General features: G+C 64.9%; 17 protein-coding genes. 7 read left to right on the plus strand and 10 right to left on the minus strand.

Features of this window, described 5'->3' with window-relative positions; translation table 11 throughout:
* Positions 1-53: 53 nt before the first annotated feature.
* The 6 genes from M7H19_RS10970 (at position 54) to M7H19_RS10995 (ending at position 4,980) form a co-directional block, all read left to right on the plus strand.
* A complete protein-coding gene (locus M7H19_RS10970; RefSeq protein WP_298180464.1) occupies positions 54-977 on the plus strand; it encodes an NADP-dependent oxidoreductase in 924 nt (307 codons plus the stop codon).
* A gap of 796 nt (positions 978-1,773) precedes the next feature.
* On the plus strand, positions 1,774-3,405 hold the full coding sequence (locus M7H19_RS10975; RefSeq protein WP_363321367.1) for a sodium:solute symporter family protein: 1,632 nt from the start codon (positions 1,774-1,776) through the stop codon (positions 3,403-3,405).
* Between the two features lie 23 nt (positions 3,406-3,428).
* Positions 3,429-3,560: a putative transporter small subunit gene (locus M7H19_RS10980; protein WP_298180467.1), complete on the plus strand. Its 132-nt coding sequence runs from the start codon at positions 3,429-3,431 to the stop codon at positions 3,558-3,560.
* Positions 3,561-3,933: 373 nt separating this feature from the next.
* On the plus strand, positions 3,934-4,191 hold the full coding sequence (locus tag M7H19_RS10985; protein WP_298180469.1) for a type II toxin-antitoxin system prevent-host-death family antitoxin: 258 nt from the start codon (positions 3,934-3,936) through the stop codon (positions 4,189-4,191).
* A complete protein-coding gene (locus M7H19_RS10990; protein WP_298180472.1) occupies positions 4,192-4,482 on the plus strand; it encodes a type II toxin-antitoxin system RelE/ParE family toxin in 291 nt (96 codons plus the stop codon). It abuts the gene before it with no gap.
* A gap of 339 nt (positions 4,483-4,821) precedes the next feature.
* The gene (locus tag M7H19_RS10995; RefSeq protein WP_298180474.1) at positions 4,822-4,980 is read left to right on the plus strand and encodes a hypothetical protein; all 159 of its coding nucleotides are present in this window, start codon (positions 4,822-4,824) and stop codon (positions 4,978-4,980) included.
* Positions 4,981-5,922: 942 nt separating this feature from the next.
* On the opposite strand, the gene M7H19_RS11000 is transcribed toward M7H19_RS10995, so the two are convergent.
* Positions 5,923-6,519, minus strand: a complete 597-nt coding sequence (locus tag M7H19_RS11000; protein ID WP_298180476.1) for a DUF488 domain-containing protein — start codon at positions 6,517-6,519, stop codon at positions 5,923-5,925.
* Between the two features lie 107 nt (positions 6,520-6,626).
* Between M7H19_RS11000 and M7H19_RS11005 the strand changes: the two genes are divergently transcribed.
* Entirely contained in the window at positions 6,627-7,031 is a 405-nt protein-coding gene (locus M7H19_RS11005; protein ID WP_298180478.1) for an HAD hydrolase-like protein, read from the plus strand.
* A gap of 100 nt (positions 7,032-7,131) precedes the next feature.
* On the opposite strand, the gene M7H19_RS11010 is transcribed toward M7H19_RS11005, so the two are convergent.
* The 9 genes from M7H19_RS11010 to M7H19_RS11050 form a co-directional block, all read right to left on the minus strand.
* The gene (locus M7H19_RS11010) at positions 7,132-7,455 is read right to left on the minus strand and encodes a monovalent cation/H(+) antiporter subunit G (RefSeq protein WP_298180480.1); all 324 of its coding nucleotides are present in this window, start codon (positions 7,453-7,455) and stop codon (positions 7,132-7,134) included.
* The gene (locus M7H19_RS11015) at positions 7,452-7,721 is read right to left on the minus strand and encodes an MrpF/PhaF family protein (protein ID WP_298180482.1); all 270 of its coding nucleotides are present in this window, start codon (positions 7,719-7,721) and stop codon (positions 7,452-7,454) included. The genes M7H19_RS11010 and M7H19_RS11015 overlap by 4 nt, the downstream gene beginning before the upstream one ends.
* Positions 7,722-7,726: 5 nt before the next feature.
* Positions 7,727-8,230, minus strand: coding sequence for a Na+/H+ antiporter subunit E (locus M7H19_RS11020; protein ID WP_298180486.1), 504 nt, complete (start codon positions 8,228-8,230; stop codon positions 7,727-7,729).
* A gap of 5 nt (positions 8,231-8,235) precedes the next feature.
* Positions 8,236-9,636: a proton-conducting transporter membrane subunit gene (locus M7H19_RS11025; RefSeq protein WP_298180488.1), complete on the minus strand. Its 1,401-nt coding sequence runs from the start codon at positions 9,634-9,636 to the stop codon at positions 8,236-8,238.
* Complete coding sequence (locus M7H19_RS11030; RefSeq protein ID WP_298180490.1) at positions 9,633-10,016, minus strand: NADH-quinone oxidoreductase subunit K; 384 nt, start codon at positions 10,014-10,016, stop codon at positions 9,633-9,635. The genes M7H19_RS11025 and M7H19_RS11030 overlap by 4 nt, the downstream gene beginning before the upstream one ends.
* On the minus strand, positions 10,013-10,453 hold the full coding sequence (locus M7H19_RS11035; RefSeq protein ID WP_298180494.1) for an MnhB domain-containing protein: 441 nt from the start codon (positions 10,451-10,453) through the stop codon (positions 10,013-10,015). The genes M7H19_RS11030 and M7H19_RS11035 overlap by 4 nt, the downstream gene beginning before the upstream one ends.
* A gap of 26 nt (positions 10,454-10,479) precedes the next feature.
* Positions 10,480-12,816, minus strand: coding sequence for a hydrogen gas-evolving membrane-bound hydrogenase subunit E (gene mbhE, locus M7H19_RS11040; RefSeq protein WP_298180496.1), 2,337 nt, complete (start codon positions 12,814-12,816; stop codon positions 10,480-10,482).
* Positions 12,817-12,980: 164 nt separating this feature from the next.
* A complete protein-coding gene (locus M7H19_RS11045) occupies positions 12,981-14,027 on the minus strand; it encodes a formamidase (protein ID WP_298180498.1) in 1,047 nt (348 codons plus the stop codon).
* 240 nt (positions 14,028-14,267) lie between these two features.
* Positions 14,268-14,675: an inositol monophosphatase family protein gene (locus tag M7H19_RS11050; RefSeq protein WP_298180501.1), complete on the minus strand. Its 408-nt coding sequence runs from the start codon at positions 14,673-14,675 to the stop codon at positions 14,268-14,270.
* Positions 14,676-14,866 lie beyond the last annotated feature (191 nt).

The raw sequence follows: 14,866 nt of genomic DNA on the forward strand, positions 1-14,866 counted from the left end.
TGCTTCGGGGTCGTGGAAGGAATACCCACCCAAGGGGCTCTGTTCCTGCCGGCATGCGAGCGATCATTCAGGAGCGATACGGCGGTCCCGAACAACTCACGCTGGCGGAGCGACCGGACCCCAAGGTAGCGCCCGGTGAGGTCCTCATCCGGGTGAAGGCGGCGGCGGTGAACCCGGTGGACTGGAAGATCGGCGCCGGGTACCTCGACCAAATCATGGAAGTGCAGTTCCCGATCATTCCGGGCTGGGACGTAGCGGGTGTCGTGGAGGCCGTCGGCCTGGACGTATATGACTACCGAGTGGGCGACGAGGTCATCGGCTACGCCCGCAAGGACTGGGTTTCCCAAGGCACGTACGCCGAACTCGTGGCCGCGAACGTACGGCTGATCGCACCCAAGCCGGCGTCTTTGGACTGGACACAGGCGGCGGGATTGCCGCTGGCCGGATTGACCGCGTACCAGTCGCTCGACCGGGTGCGGGTAGGCGAGGGCGACACGGTGCTCGTGCACGCCGCGGCCGGTGGGGTGGGCGCGTTCGCCACACAGCTCGCCGCTGTCCGGGGCGCCCGGGTGATCGGCACGGCCTCGGAACGCAACCATGACTTCCTGCGCCGACTCGGCGCCGAACCCGTCTCCTACGGAGAAGGACTGGTGGAAAGGGTGCGCGAGCTCGCGCCCGACGGTGTGGACGCCGCCGTGGACTGCGTCGGTGGCGAGTCGATCGACGCCTCACGGGAACTGTTGCAGGACATGTCGCGACTGGTGTCGACGATAGACCCGAAGGCCGAGGAGCTCGGCGGCGCGAGTATGTGGGTGCGGCCGAGCACCGATGACCTCGCCGAACTGTCGAGGCTGGCGGACGAAGGCAAGCTCGAAGTGAACGTCGACCGAGTGTTCCCACTGGAAGAGGCCGCCGAGGCATGGCGTGTCAACCAGGAGGGTCGCACCCGAGGAAAAATCGCCCTGTCGGTGAGCTGACAGGCCACACGCGCCGTGTCCGCAGGGTGCAAGACCTGCGGACACGGCTGCCTGTGCTGCGGACACAGCTACGCAATCTGCGGACACAGCTATATAACTTGCGGACACGGTGTCACAGCCTGCGGACACGCCCGAATTCTGTCTTTTTCGGCTGCTCGTCTACTCATGGAATTCCGGCCGGTTTTCGTCGCTCCGTGGCGGGCCGGGCGACTTTCGACTCCTACGAAGCTCAGCACAATCGTGTTGCTTTTCGCGGGGCGCCGTGCTGATGATTATCGAGACGGGACCCGGGTGGGTGCGCTCGAATTCCGGGTGCTATGGGCCCCGGCTTCCGGGTTCGTCGGCCGTCGATGACCAGGTGATATTCCGGAGAAATAGAAGCCATATTCGCTGACTCTTTGCAAACGCGCAGGGGGTCGCTCGCTCGGGCGTTCGGCGGGTGTAGTCAACTGTTTGCCCAGCGCACACCCCTGCGCACGGGGCGCACCCTTGTGTGTCTGCGATCACACGAAACGCTCGGCGGGGGGCCTTTGGGGGCCACAAAAGGCGCTTCTACCTGGCTTTTTGCGGAAAGGTCACTGTCTTGAGGGCGCTTTGTGGAATGCTATTCCGGGCAAAAATAGTGATGCAGGTCACCGCCGGATGTGTGTTCCTCATTACTATCCGGTTCCAATCCGTTGCGTAAGCGACTAAGGGTATTCGTCGTTCGCTCTCCCGAAAGGGAGGGAAATAATAACGACATATGGCATGGAGATAATAGTTGTTTCAGCTGAGCGCAACGACTACCGTTCTCTTATTGGTCGGGTTCTATGGTCTCACGTTTATTTTGACTCGAACAATTAGAGAGAAAAAAGAGAACGTCGACGGCTTCATGGTCTCGAACAGTGCGATCGGTTTCGGGATCTCGGCTACGAGCATGACCGCCACCTGGGTGTGGGCGGCCTCGTTCTACGCGAGCTCCAGTTCGGGCTACACCTACGGTCTGTCGGGCCCCATCCACTACGGGCTCTGGGGTGCGCTCATGATCCTCTGCATCTACCCGTTCGGGCGGCGGTTCCGTGAGTTGGCCCCCCGTGCACACACTCTGGCCGAGTTGATGCGGGCCCGCCACGGAAAATCGAGCCAGCTGATTCTCGCGTTCTCCAACATCGCCGGCAGTATCATCAGCTTGACGGCGAACTTCACCGCGGCCGGTGCGCTGGTCGAAATCCTCACGCCGTTCGACTTCGTCCACGGTGTGTTGGCGGTGGCGGTCGGTGTGCTCGGCTACACGCTGTGGTCGGGCTTCCGTGCTTCGGTGCTGACCGACTATGCCCAGCTCGTGGCCATGATGTTGGCCGCGGCGATCATCATTCCGATGGTGTTCTTCGCCGCCGGTGGTACGAACGTGATCGACGAGGGCATGCTGAAGATCACGGACGAGCAGGCGAACTTCTTCTCCGGTACCGCGTTCCTGGAGCAGGGCGCCCCGTATCTGGCGGCGGTGCTGGCCTATGCGGTCGGCAACCAGACCATCGCGCAGCGTCTTTTCGCGGTGCGGCAGGACAAGATCAAGGCCACGTTCATCACGGCCACTCTTGGTTACGCCGGTACCGTGATCGGTCTCGGCATGATCGGCCTGGTGGCGTTGATGGTCGGCCTGCAGCCGATGGACGGCGACATGAACAACATCATCCCGCAGATGGCGTCGGACTACCTGCCCGCCTTCATGATCGGTGTGCTGTTCATCATGGTGATCGGCTCGCTGTCGTCCACCGCGGACGCCGACCTCGCGGCCCTGTCGTCGCTGGTGATGACCGACATCTACGGCCGGAACCTGGCCCGTAACAAGGTCAAGCCCGAGACGATGCTGATGATCGGCCGGATGACGATGGTCGGTGCCACGGCCATCGGCGTCATGATCGCCATGACGAAGTTCGACATCCTCGACCTGCTGGTGTTCATGGGTGGTCTGTGGGGCGCGCTGGTGTTCCCGGTCATCGTCAGCTGCTTCTGGGACCGGATCAGCAACCTGGCGTTCACCATGGCCGCGATCCTCGGTGTGGCGTTCTTCGTCGTGGCGCGTTTCGAGCTGCTGGAGCTGACCGGCATCGTCGGGATCGTGATGGAGGTCGCGGCGGCGATCGGTGCGGCAGTGGTGTTCGGGCTTATGGCGTTCGGCTTCCTCGGTAAGCGCGTCGGCCTCGGTGTCGCCGGAGTCACCTTCGTCGTTCTCACGCCGTTCATGGTCGGGTTCCTCCGGGACTACGAGACGCTACTCGGCGCGCTGGTCGCCTACGGGGTCAGCACGGTGACGTGTGTGCTGATCACCCTGCGCAACACCGAGCGATTCGACTTCTCGCTGATTAGCGAGCGGGTCACCGAGTTCCAGGGGCAGGACCAGGGACGGAGGCCGGAGCGCGGCGACGACGCCGTTCCCGCCCGCTGAGGACCGACGATAGGAAGGCCAATATGCAAACATTGCTCATCACGGCGTACATCCTGATGTGGCCGTTGCTCACCGCGATCATCCTCGCTGTGCTCACCCACGGTGTCGTCAAGGACTACCGCGAGGCGCGCAAGAAGGGCGCGACGGTCGTCTGATCAGGTCCTGACAGGACAGTAGAACTGAGAACAGGACTGGCGGAAAGCGAAGGCTGGGTCACGAGAAACACCGTGGCCCCGCCTTCGTTTTCTCCGTATCCCGTTTCGTCGTTTCCAGCGGTCGTGTCGGTGGGCAAGGGTGGCGTAGTCGGTGTGGTGTACGGAAAGCTCGCCGATAGGGTCCAAAGTAGACTGAATTGGGTTTTCTCGGGTGGGAAATCGAGCAGGAGACGCACTCCAGGCCGCAGCGCTGGTCTTATCGAGGCCTGGCCCCGTGAGTGAGACGGCTGCGTGGAGTTTTGGCGCACGTCATGCAGGGCGTCGGGCGCTGTCGGGGTAGCCAGTACTCCAGCAGATAATGTACGTTTTGTACATGGCTTCCGTGGAGATTCCCGTGACCGAGGCGCGCGCTCACATCAGCGATGTGACCAACCGCGCCGAGTATGGCGGTGAGATCATCTATCTCACTCGACACAACCGACGGGCGGCAGCTGTGGTGCCGGCGGAGGCCGCCGAGCTGCTGGAGAAGTTGGAGGACCTGGCCGATGTGGAGGAGGTTCGCCAGGTTCTGGCTACCGCCACCGACGAGGATTTCGTGCCCTTCCGCCGTCGTACTCGCCGCGAGGGCTGAGTGCCCTACGCTGTTCGTCTGCACCGCGAGGCCGACAAGTTCCTGGACAGGCTGGCCAAGGCCCAGCCCAAGGATGCCGACGCCATCGAGGACGCAATCGAGCGATTGGCCGAGGACCCGAAACCTCCTGGTTGCAAGCCCCTCATCGGCATCCCCGAGGTCTGGCGGGTTTGCGTCGGTAAATACCGAATCTGCTACCACATCCGCGACGATGTCCTGCTGGTCTACGTCGTCACCATCTCCACGCGAGACAACGTCTACGACGCACTCCGGCGCCGTCTCGGTCGCTGAGCGGCCCCGCAGTCTGCGTCATGCTGAGGGTGGTCCATAGCTACGGCCCGTTCCCATCCCTGTCAATGGTGGATGGCGCTTCGTCGATCAATGGCCCTGATCCTCACACTTCGTCGTCCGTTGTGGATTCGGATAAGCACTGCGTCGTCGATTATGTCTTACCTCTGGAACAGAGCGTCGAGGTCTGGCACTTCAGCCAGGAAAGCCGCTCCCGAGGCAAGGCCGTCTTGTCGGTGAGCTGACCCGCTCCTGCCGTGTTTCCCATGCGCGGAAAATCGTTTGCCGCGTGTTCCACGAGCTGCGGACACTGGGGTGATTCCGTTTCCGAGGAAAGGTCGTATGATGTCACTCGATCCTGATCAGATCGAGCGGTTCGTCACCGACGGGTATCTCAAACTGGAAGGCGCGTTTCCCGCGGATGTGGGTCAGCGTTGCCTACGCGAACTCTGGGCGGCGACCGGTTGTTCTCCCACGGACACGGCCGATCCACCTTTTTGAGGTAAGCCGGCTTTTGACCTTAGACGAGTATCTGCTCGTCGGGTACCGAGTGGACTTGCGGTTGGGCGCCGGCTCTGACATCGCCAGCATTGCCATGTCGAATCAGCATTCATCACGAAGTCGACTCGGTCACGGCTAGGGCAGCGGTTTCTACTCGGGTTCGGGTGGCGGCCACGCCGGTAACTCGTTCCTCTCTTCCTCGAGGGGCCAAAGGCCAATCTGTCGCAGCCGTGGCTGGTATGGCTGCCCTTCCTCGCGAGCGACTTTGTAGGACAGGCAGCGCCTGCAGTTGACTGGTTGGTCTGAGACAGGCCTGCGCTCGATATCGGTATCGGGTATATCCGCACCGATATGGCATGCCGGCGCGGGGATCTCTTCCCCGTTGATCCATTTACGTAGGCGTACAGCGTGCACAGTGTTGCTGTTGCCGATTCGCATACCTTTGTTCGTGAAGCGGCGACGTCGGCTGGCGGCGATCCTGCTTATTTCCGAGCTAGGGAGAGAAGCGTAGTTTTCCGGGGCCCACTTCCTTGCCTCTCCACTATTGCTCATGCGCTAAAGGTAGCCACCCGATTGTTGGCTTGGAAGGGTCTGCGCAGGTGGAAGCCCTGGCTGGCCCCCGTATCGCGATGAAGTTGACGCCATTGGAGTAAGGTCGGACGCTTCCCGCCATGGGTGCCGGCTAGATCATCTTGGTGGTCGGAACCCGATTTCCAAGGCTTGAACACTGTGCTGAGTCTTTAGAGGGAAGTAAAGGGATCGAGGTGAGTTGGTGGCTGACAAGAGCGGAACACAGTAGAAAGGGAAGGATATCCAGTGCAGGTGACATTCTCGACGGCAGGGGACAGGATTTCCGCTGCACCCGAACTGCGCGGTGAGTGAGATGTGTATTTCAGCGTGGGGGCCGGTTGGTCCGGCCACCACCGACTCGGCGCGGTGTAACTACTCGTTCGAACGAGGCGAGGGGTCCCTGTCGTAGACGAGTGCCCGCTCGTCGGGGATCGGGCGTGCTTGAGGGCTCGGCCGGTGTGGTCTCAGCGTGCCGTCGTGCATGAGGTGATGCACGTCGACGTGGTGTACCAGCACCAGGAAGTCGGCGATCATCTTGCGGTGGCAGCGCCACCACACCGATTCCGCACACAGCACCGCGGTGAGGCCGGCGGCGGCATCGGTGAGGAGTCGGTCGACGGTGGCGCGGAACTCCTCCGTGCGCATGTGCCCGGCGTAGCCGCGGAAGGACTCGTTGCGCAGGGCGATGTCCGGGGAGTCGGGTGGGAGACGTCTCCAACCGCCCAGGCGTTCGTCCCAGCGGTAGTCGATACCGGCCCGCGGCAGCCAATCGGCCATGGCGGCCCGGGCCGCGTCGGGGTTTCGGCGGCTGCCGGGTGCGGTGCGCACGTCGACCAGGCGCCGTACCTCGGCAGCCCGCAGCAGCCGGGTCATCGTCTCGGCGTCGGCGGTGCCGTGGCCGAACGTCACCACGTGTAGCCCCGCCCCGGTTCCGTCATCGCCGTCCCGTGAGGGCGTCGTCTGCCGCATCGCCTCCATTGTCCCGCCGACATGGCGAAGGCGCTGACCTGCGGCCGAGGTCGATCCCGCGCGCTCGTGCGCGGTCAGGGCGCCGTCGTCCTGCGACACTGGCCGTTATGGCAGAGGAAGTCCGGAAACGTGTGGTTCTCTGGGACATCGACCGCACCCTGATCGAAGCTCGTGGCATGGGGCGGACGGTCTACGAACGGGTCTTTCCCGAGGTGGTGGGAACGCCTCTACGGGAACTGGCCACCGTCGCCCGGGAACGTACCGCACGACGTCTCGGCACACCGATCCCGGCCGAACACGTCGTCCTGATCGGTGACACACCGGCCGACGTGAACGCGGCTCTTGCCTCCGGTGCCCGCATCATCGCCGTGCCCCCCGGTGACTATTCGGTGGACGAGCTCCTCGCCGCCGGTGCGGCATCTCCGTTGGAGACCCTGGACCCGCCGCGCCTATGGCAAGCCCTGGACAACGCCTTCCGGACGGAAAGCGCTCAGCGGCCCGAGTCCCGGTAGGGGAGTGTGAGCCGAAGCGGTCCGTCACAGTCGTCGGCCGCCGCGGCCTCATACACGGGTGTGTGGCCCACCTGTCGGAGCACTGTTCCGAGCCCTGGCCTCACGGTCTCTCATCCCGATCGGCGTGGCGTTGCCGACGACGCTGCCGGTGATGTTCGGAGCGGGCGATGGCATGGCTGGAGATGGGGGAGGTGATCGTGACGAAAGCGATCGTGAGCACGGCGAAGGCCATGATCTCGATGTTCTCGGTGGCGACCGCGGCCGCCAGCACCGCGATCACCCCGGGCCCGGTGGCCAGGCCTTGGGCGTGGAGTTGCTGGTAGGTGTTGGGCAGCCGCAACACCCCGTACAGGCTGACCGTCTGCAGGGTCAGGCCGATCAGCAGCAGCGCGGAGCCGAGTATTTCGAGCAGAATCGAGATCACCCGAAGGGACCTCCGGATCCGAGATAGCGCGCCGTGGCGATGGTGGAGACGAAGGACAACAAGGCGAGCGCGACCGCGGCGTCGAAGTAGTACGGCTCGTTCCGGGAGTACGACAGCAGCGCCAGCAGCGAGATGATGAGCACCGCCAGCATGTCCAGGGCCACAAGACCGTGGCTGACGTCGCGGGCCCGGATCAGCACGAGCCCACCACCCACCAGCAGCAGTGTCATCCAGATCAGTGCGGGAATGAGAACGACGGTGGGCATGGCGATCACGGAAAGACCCGGCGTTGCCGCCGCTCGTAGCCGTCCAGTTGGGTGACCCGCACCGCTTCCGGGTCGCGGGCGTCGAGCACGTGCACCAGCATGTGACCTTGCTGTTCGTCGACCCCCACGACGACGCTGTCCGGGGCGATTCCCACCCGGATCCCCCAAGCCGTGGCCGACCCCGGTGAACTTCGTCCGATAGGGACGGTGACTATCCCGGGCTCGGCTTCCGCGGGGGGACGCAGACAGTACCGGGCCACCGTCCAACTGCCACGTGCGATGTCGACCAGTGTGCCGCCGAGCAACGCCGGGACACCGGCGAGTCGCCGGGGCACCGAGACAGCCGGCGGTGGACCTTCGGCCGATCTCAGGGAGAGAACGAATCGTCCACCGATGACCAGTATCACCGCGAGAACGACCCCGTCGAGGATGTCACCGGGGTGGATGTTCCCCAGCGCCAACAGGTAGATCGCCGTGAGCGCAGCGATCCGTGCGAACAGACCAGCCATCTGGTTTACCTCCGAATCAGTGCGTCGGCGGCGTTGCCGCTGAGCGCCAGCAGGGGTTCCGGCCATATCCCGATGGCCAGGACGACGAATGCCAGGACCAGCGTCAACACTCGTAACGGCAGCGGGCTGATCCGGGCGTCGGTTCCGGCACCGGCCAGTTCCCGGGGCGGAACGCTCTTGTGCCAGAAGACACGCTGATACACTTGGAACAGGTAGACCAGCGACAGAGCACTGCCGATGAACAACAGGACCACGAGGACGGGGCTGGACGCGGCGACGGCGGTGCGGAACAGTTCGAGCTTGCCCACGAATCCCACGGCGGGGGGCACACCGGCAACGCTGAACGCTCCGATCACGAAGGCGGCGGCGACGAGTTTGCCGCGCAGGTCGACACCCAAGAACAGCAGCGTCTTGTTCAGCCCGTTGATCACGCTGTAGAGCACGGCGGCCGCCCACCCGACGGCGCCACCGACTCCGATGGCGACCAAGACGTACCCGATCTGTCCGATCGTGGAGTAGGCCAGCATCTCCGCGGGATCACCGCGGGACACCGCCAGCAAAGCGCCGTAGACGATCGAGGCGGCACCAAGCGCGATCACCATGATCTCGGCCAGTCGTAGTTGCGGTTCGAACATGCCCACACCGAATCGGAGCAGCCCGTAGGAGCCGATGTTGGCGACGGCACCACTGAGGATGGCGGCCACGGCGGGGCGGGTTCCGGCGTAGACGGTCGGCAGCCAGAAGTGGAAAGGGAACAGCCCCACCTTGACGCTGAAGGCGACGAAGAAACCCAGCGCGATGAGCAACGACGCGTTGGCGGACACCTGTTCCATCTGAGTGGCCACGTCGCTCATCCACAGTGTTCCGGTCACCCGGTAGGCGCCGGCCACGGCCAGGAGGAACAGGAAGGAGCCCAGCAGGTTCACGGCGGCGAAGACCAGAGCCGCCCGCAGTTGTCGGGTGCGTCCCCCGTAGGCGGTCAGCACGTAGGACACGATCATCGACAGCTCGAAGAAGACATAGAAGTTGAACACGTCGTGGGTGAGGAACAGGCCGCTCAACCCGGCGGAGAGCAGCACCACCAGTCCCGGGAACGTCCGGACTCGGACGCCTTTGATCGTTTCGGTGAAGGTCGCGGCCAGCAACACGAACACCGACAGCAGGGCGAACGTGATTCCCAGAGTGTCGGCGCGAAGCACGATCCCCACACCGGCGGGCCAGCCGCCTGTCACCACTTGGGTGTCGCCGTGGTTGCTCACGTGGATCGCGAGCACGACCAGGACGACGAGGTCCGCGGCGAGGGCGGCCACCGCGAGCCAGGCGACGATCGGTCGCCGCCCGTTGAGCCCCACTAGCGCGAGTCCTGCGACCCAGGGCAGCGCCAGCGCCGCCGTCACCGCTGTCACGTCGCCTCGTCACGGTCGAGGCGACGTTGGTCGGCCAGTTTCCGTTCGTATGCCGCTTCGCTGGTGGTCAGTTCGTTGATTCGGGCGGTGCGGAACACCGTGGTGACTCGGTTCACCAGCGCGAGCAGCAGTGCCACCGTGGCCAGTCCGATGACCAACGCCGTCAACGCCAGTGCTTGGGGCACCGGGTCGGCGACCGTTTTGTCGGCCGGGACGATGGGTGCCTCGCCGCGGATCAGACTGGAGCCGATGATCATCAAAACGGCGCTTTGTGAGATCAGCACGATTCCCGCGCTGACTCGGACGAGTTCGTGTTGCAGGAGCAGATAGGCGCCGCTGCCGAACAGCAGTGCGGCGGTTCCGGCTATGGCGAGGTTCATCCGGTCTGCTCCCCTTCTCTTTCCTCTTCGGTCTCCTCCTCCGTGCTCGCGAACTGGTGCAGCATCGTCGTCAGTACCCCCACCACCAGGCAGAAGATCGCCACGTCGAAGGCCAGCGGGGTGAACAGCTCGAGCGTGCCCACGGTGGTCACGTGCCGACCGGGTTCCGGAAGATGGCTGAACGGCGGTTTGCCGAGTGCTAGAGGGAAGAACGCAACGATCAGGGACATAAGCAGGCCCCCGATCATCAGTATCGGACTGAGGCGCAACAACGGGAGGACCCGTTCCGCCGTCGAGGCTCCGAGCGCCACGTACTGCAAAGCGACCGTCAACGCGACGATCATCCCGGCGCTGAAACCGTCACCGACCTCGGAGTATCCCTTGACGAGCAACGCCACGGCGACGGCGACGCTGGGGGCCAGCAGGAGCCGGGCCACAACCCGGACGATGATGTCGTGCCGTCTCACCACAATCGCCCCCGTCGCAACAGGCTGGCCACCCCGATGCCCGCGACGACCAGGACGGTGATCTCGCCGAGGGTGTCCAGACCCCGGAAGTCGGTGATGATCACGGTGACGGCGTCGTGGCCGTGGGCCTCGGGGGTGAGGGCGATGTACTCGGCCGCCACGTTCGGTTCCTGTGCCGGGTGGGAGAGAGAACTCCACAAGGCGATGAACATGCCCAGCCCCGCGGCGACCCCGGCGAGGAGGTTCCGGCCGGTCTGCCTGGCCACAGCGGCGTGTTTGAGGTCGGGAGACATCGGGAGACTGCCTCGGCCGTTACCCCGGCGTGTGGGCAGTCGAGCCAACGCCATGAGGAACACCAGGGTGACCATGGTCTCGACCGTCACGGCCACCAACGCCACGTTCGGCGCGCTGAACAACGCGTAGACCGCGGCCAGGGCGAATCCCACCACAGCCAGGGTGAGGACCAGGGGCAGTTGTGCGCGGGCCCGGGCGACCGCCACCGTCGCGATGGCCACCAGGGCCAACAACGCCAGGATCAACCAGTCGTCGCCCGAAACCGAGCCGACGTCGTACGTCCGCTCCATCGGGGTGACGGCGAAGGCGATGCCACCCAGTATCGCGGCGGGCACGAGCACCACCGCGACACTGTTTCTCAGGGTGTGGACCTCCCGGTTGTGGATGACGCCGGAGAGCGCGGACAGACCTCGTAGCGACAACGCGTAGACCTGGCGGGGGCCCCACCGCTGTCCGAACTCGGCCAGCAGCCGCGACACCCGGGTGGAGAACCGGTGACCCACGAGTAACAGGACGCCCAGCCCCCACGCGCACACCGCCATCAGGTTCTCCGGCCGGGCATCCAGGTGGTAGGCGGGCGACAGGTGGACTCCGCCGACGTTGCTGACGTTTCCGGCGGCCTCGGCCAGACCGACGAACGGTTGCGTCACCAGCCCGCCCAGCACGGCGATGCCGGCGAGCACGACGACGGGGGCGACGAGCAGGGGAGAGGTCCTGACTCCACCGGCGCCGTCTTCGCCCACGCGTTTTCGGCCCAGGAACAGCTTCCCCCAGAAACGCCAGATGTAGGCGAAGGTCAGACTCGCCGCCACCAGGGCGATCGCGGCCTCCCACGGACCCGCTTCGAGCGCGGCTTTGAAGAAGAGCTCGTCTTTGAAGAAGCCCGCGGTGAGCGGCAGGGCCGCGAGGGTCGCCGTCGCCACTCCCGCGGCGACGGCCAACACAGGCATGCGTCGTCGGAGCCCGCCCAGGCGGGACAGCCGATCTTCGCCGGTGGCCATCGTCACCGCCCCGGCCGTCATGAACAACGCGCTCTTGGCCACCCCGTGCACCAGGACGTAGAACGCCGCCGCACCGTTGCCGTTCGCTCCCCCGATCCCGTACAGCAGCACCATGTAGCCGTACTGGGAGATCGTGGAGTAGGCGAGTACCTGTTTGAGCCGGTCCTCGCCCAGGGCGAGCACCCCGCCGACCACGATCGAGAGCGTGCCCACCACCGACAAACCGATGAGCACCGCCTCACTTCGAGCCAGTAACGGGTGGACCCGGCCCAGGACGAGGACCCCGGCCGCGACCATCGCCGCCGAGTGGAGATAGGCCGACACCGGTGTGGGTGCGGCCATGGCACGGGGCAGCCAGAAGTGGAACGGTGCCTGCGCGCTTTTGGCCAGGGCCGCCACGGCCAGCAACGCGGCGGCGGTGGTCGTCGTCGATCCGCTTTCCGTAAGCCGCACCAGCTCCGGTATCGAGAACGTGCCGTACCGGCTGTGGAACAGGGTGGCGGCGATGAGCATCGCCACCGCGCTGGCGACGGTGACGATGAGGGACATGATCGCGGCGATGTGGGCTTCGCGGCGGCCGTGGTCGAAACCGATGAGGAAGTACGAGCAGATCGCGGTCAGATCGAAGAAGACGAAAAGCAGCACGAGGTCCTGTGCCGACGCCAGGCCGACCATCGACGCGGCGAACAACAGCATCCACGGCCAGAAGCGCCACCGTTGGTCGAGTGGGCGCTTCTCGTGTTCCAGGTGTAGTGGCAGGTACCGACTGCCGTAGGCGAACACCAGTGCACCGACACCGGTGGCCAGCAGCGCGTACAGGGCACCGAGCCCGTCGAACGAGAAACTCAACCACAGGTCACGGCTGGGAGCCCAAGGAACGGATACGGAGAAACCACCGGCCGACCACGCGAGTAGGGACAGTCCGAACCCGACCACGGTGACGGCGCACGATACCCAGCCCAGCCAGTCCGTCGCCGGACGCCGACGACGGGAGCCGTTGCGGGGCACCCCAGTCTCGGCGCCGTGGGCAGCAGACACCTCACTCCTCCGTCAGCGGACCGCGTCCGCGACCTCGCACTGTGGCCGGTTACATGACTCAATCCTGACAACGGTCGGTCACCGTCGCGATTCGATCTTTCCCGGGTGTGTCCACATTCAACGGACGTGTGTCAGGCTTTCCGGGGATACGAGTACTCGGCCGACTATCCGCCGGTCGTCTGACGCGGTGCGTTCGTTCGATGCGTTTCCTTGTCACTGGCCGGGTCTCGCGGGGGTCCGTAGCCCACCGAGGTGCCGTCGGTCATCTCGACCTCGTCCTCCCACGGCACCCGGTACCGGCCCGCGGCGAGGTCGGTCATGTACGTGTACGGGCAGTCCGTGGCTCCGCCCCGAACGGCCACGTAGCCGCGGTGACCCAGTTGGTAGATGTTGTTCTCCACGCCCCAGCGGCGTCGTGCCTCGTCGGCGCGTGCGGGAACGACCTCGCCGGTGACGATGCGGTCGGGGGAGTTGTCACCCTGTTCGATGACGTTCCCCTCCGGGTCGCAGATCATCGCTTCGCCGATCGACCAGATCCCCGTGGCGTCCGCGCCGGTGAGAGCGACCGAGGCCGTGTAGGCGAGATTGGTGAAAGCGTTGGACTGGTTGGTGAACCGCCAGGAACTTCGGATGGGGTCGGTGTAGCCGGCAGTCCGCAGGATGACGTTCGCTCCCTTGTACGCGGCTTCCCGAGCCATTTCGGGGAACATCCCGTCATGACAGATGAGCAACGCCAGGGTCGACCCGGCCGGCCCGGCGCACACCGGCACGCCGAGATCGCCGGGCTCCCAGGGTTCGAGCGGGACCATCGGATGCATCTTGCGGTAGTACAGGGCGATCTCCCCGGACGCGTCGACGATGATTCCGCTGTTGTACGGCGCACCGTGTGGGTTGCGTTCCATGAGGGAGAAGCAACCCCAGATGCGACGGTCCGCGCACGCGCTTCGCAGCCGTTCGACCTCGGGACCGTCGAGATCGCACAACAGGTCGTCGCGAAGCCAGCTTTTGGGGTTGAGCCCGTTGAGGCAGTACTCGGGAAAGACCAGCAGGTCCAAGGTTGGCAGGCCGGCCTTCGCCATCCTGACCATGTCGGCGACCTTCTCACTCGCCGCCTTCAGATCCCCTGGTTCGCTGATGATCGGTACCTGCTGTTGAACTAGCCCCAGCACCATGGCGCCGGAGGAAGGGTTCAGTCCACCCAAGCCTGTCATGATTCGATTCCCATCACGGCTACCGTTGTCAGGCGGCGGTCTCCGCCGCCGTGCCGAGCGGGTACCCAGACTGTTTATGGCTATTCACGCTCCGCACATTCTGTGCGCGCTCGTGTGCGTGATTTCCCGCCGTGGGGCGATTTCGGGGATCACTGTTCCAAGCCGTACCCAAAAGGGTGAGGCCGCCGTCGTCAGCGCGGTTTGAAGCATCAGTGCACACGCTGGCCGGGCTTTGAGCGGTCACTCTTCCTTTTCGTTGACCAACAGGTCACTGAGTAGGGGAAGTAGCCGGGGATTGCACGCCATTGTCTCTTCGGCCGCGAGATCGTGTGGGCGCTTGTTCGTGTCCGTGACCATCGCTGCGAAGAGACGAGCGAGAAGCGCTCCCGCCGCCATGTCCCAGGGCTTGTTGGACAGGATCACGCAGGCGTCGGTGCGTCCTTCGGCTACCCAGGCGAGGTCGAGGGAGGCCGCGCCGAACATGCGGACGCGTTCGACGTTCTCGGCCAGGGCCTGGGTGACGGCGAAGCGGCGGCGGTTCTTCTCGGCGGCTCCTTCGCCGGTGGCGTAGTCGCCGATGGAGACGATGGCGCGGCCGATGTCGGCGGCCTCTCGCGCGACGGCGAGCAGTGTGCTCAGGTCCTTCACGTGGCGATCTCCTCGCTTCGTGCCCACATCGACTCGAAAACTTGTGAAAAAGTCTTCCCCGAACACGTGGACCACATACGTATGCTCGATCACATGCGGGGGTGCTGGTGGGTCACCCACGCCATCGACGTGGCACGGGCGCGTATCGAGTAGGTCACCGGCCCGCCGTGCTGGGTCGCGCTTCGGCTGGC

It is taken from the genome of Saccharomonospora sp., from assembly GCF_027317685.1.
GTDB lineage: Bacteria > Actinomycetota > Actinomycetes > Mycobacteriales > Pseudonocardiaceae > Saccharomonospora.

Bases quoted from the DNA above. Each gene is read 5' to 3' on its own strand.
- M7H19_RS10970 (WP_298180464.1), top strand. From the start codon at position 54: ATGCGAGCGATCATTCAGGAGCGATACGGCGGTCCCGAACAACTCACG.
- M7H19_RS10980 (WP_298180467.1), top strand. From the start codon at position 3,429: ATGCAAACATTGCTCATCACGGCGTACATCCTGATGTGGCCGTTGCTC.
- M7H19_RS10985 (WP_298180469.1), top strand. From the start codon at position 3,934: ATGGCTTCCGTGGAGATTCCCGTGACCGAGGCGCGCGCTCACATCAGC.
- M7H19_RS10995 (WP_298180474.1), top strand. From the start codon at position 4,822: ATGATGTCACTCGATCCTGATCAGATCGAGCGGTTCGTCACCGACGGG.
- M7H19_RS11000 (WP_298180476.1), bottom strand. From the start codon at position 6,519: ATGCGGCAGACGACGCCCTCACGGGACGGCGATGACGGAACCGGGGCG.
- M7H19_RS11005 (WP_298180478.1), top strand. From the start codon at position 6,627: ATGGCAGAGGAAGTCCGGAAACGTGTGGTTCTCTGGGACATCGACCGC.
- M7H19_RS11015 (WP_298180482.1), bottom strand. From the start codon at position 7,721: ATGCCCACCGTCGTTCTCATTCCCGCACTGATCTGGATGACACTGCTG.
- M7H19_RS11020 (WP_298180486.1), bottom strand. From the start codon at position 8,230: ATGGCTGGTCTGTTCGCACGGATCGCTGCGCTCACGGCGATCTACCTG.
- M7H19_RS11030 (WP_298180490.1), bottom strand. From the start codon at position 10,016: ATGAACCTCGCCATAGCCGGAACCGCCGCACTGCTGTTCGGCAGCGGC.
- M7H19_RS11045 (WP_298180498.1), bottom strand. From the start codon at position 14,027: ATGACAGGCTTGGGTGGACTGAACCCTTCCTCCGGCGCCATGGTGCTG.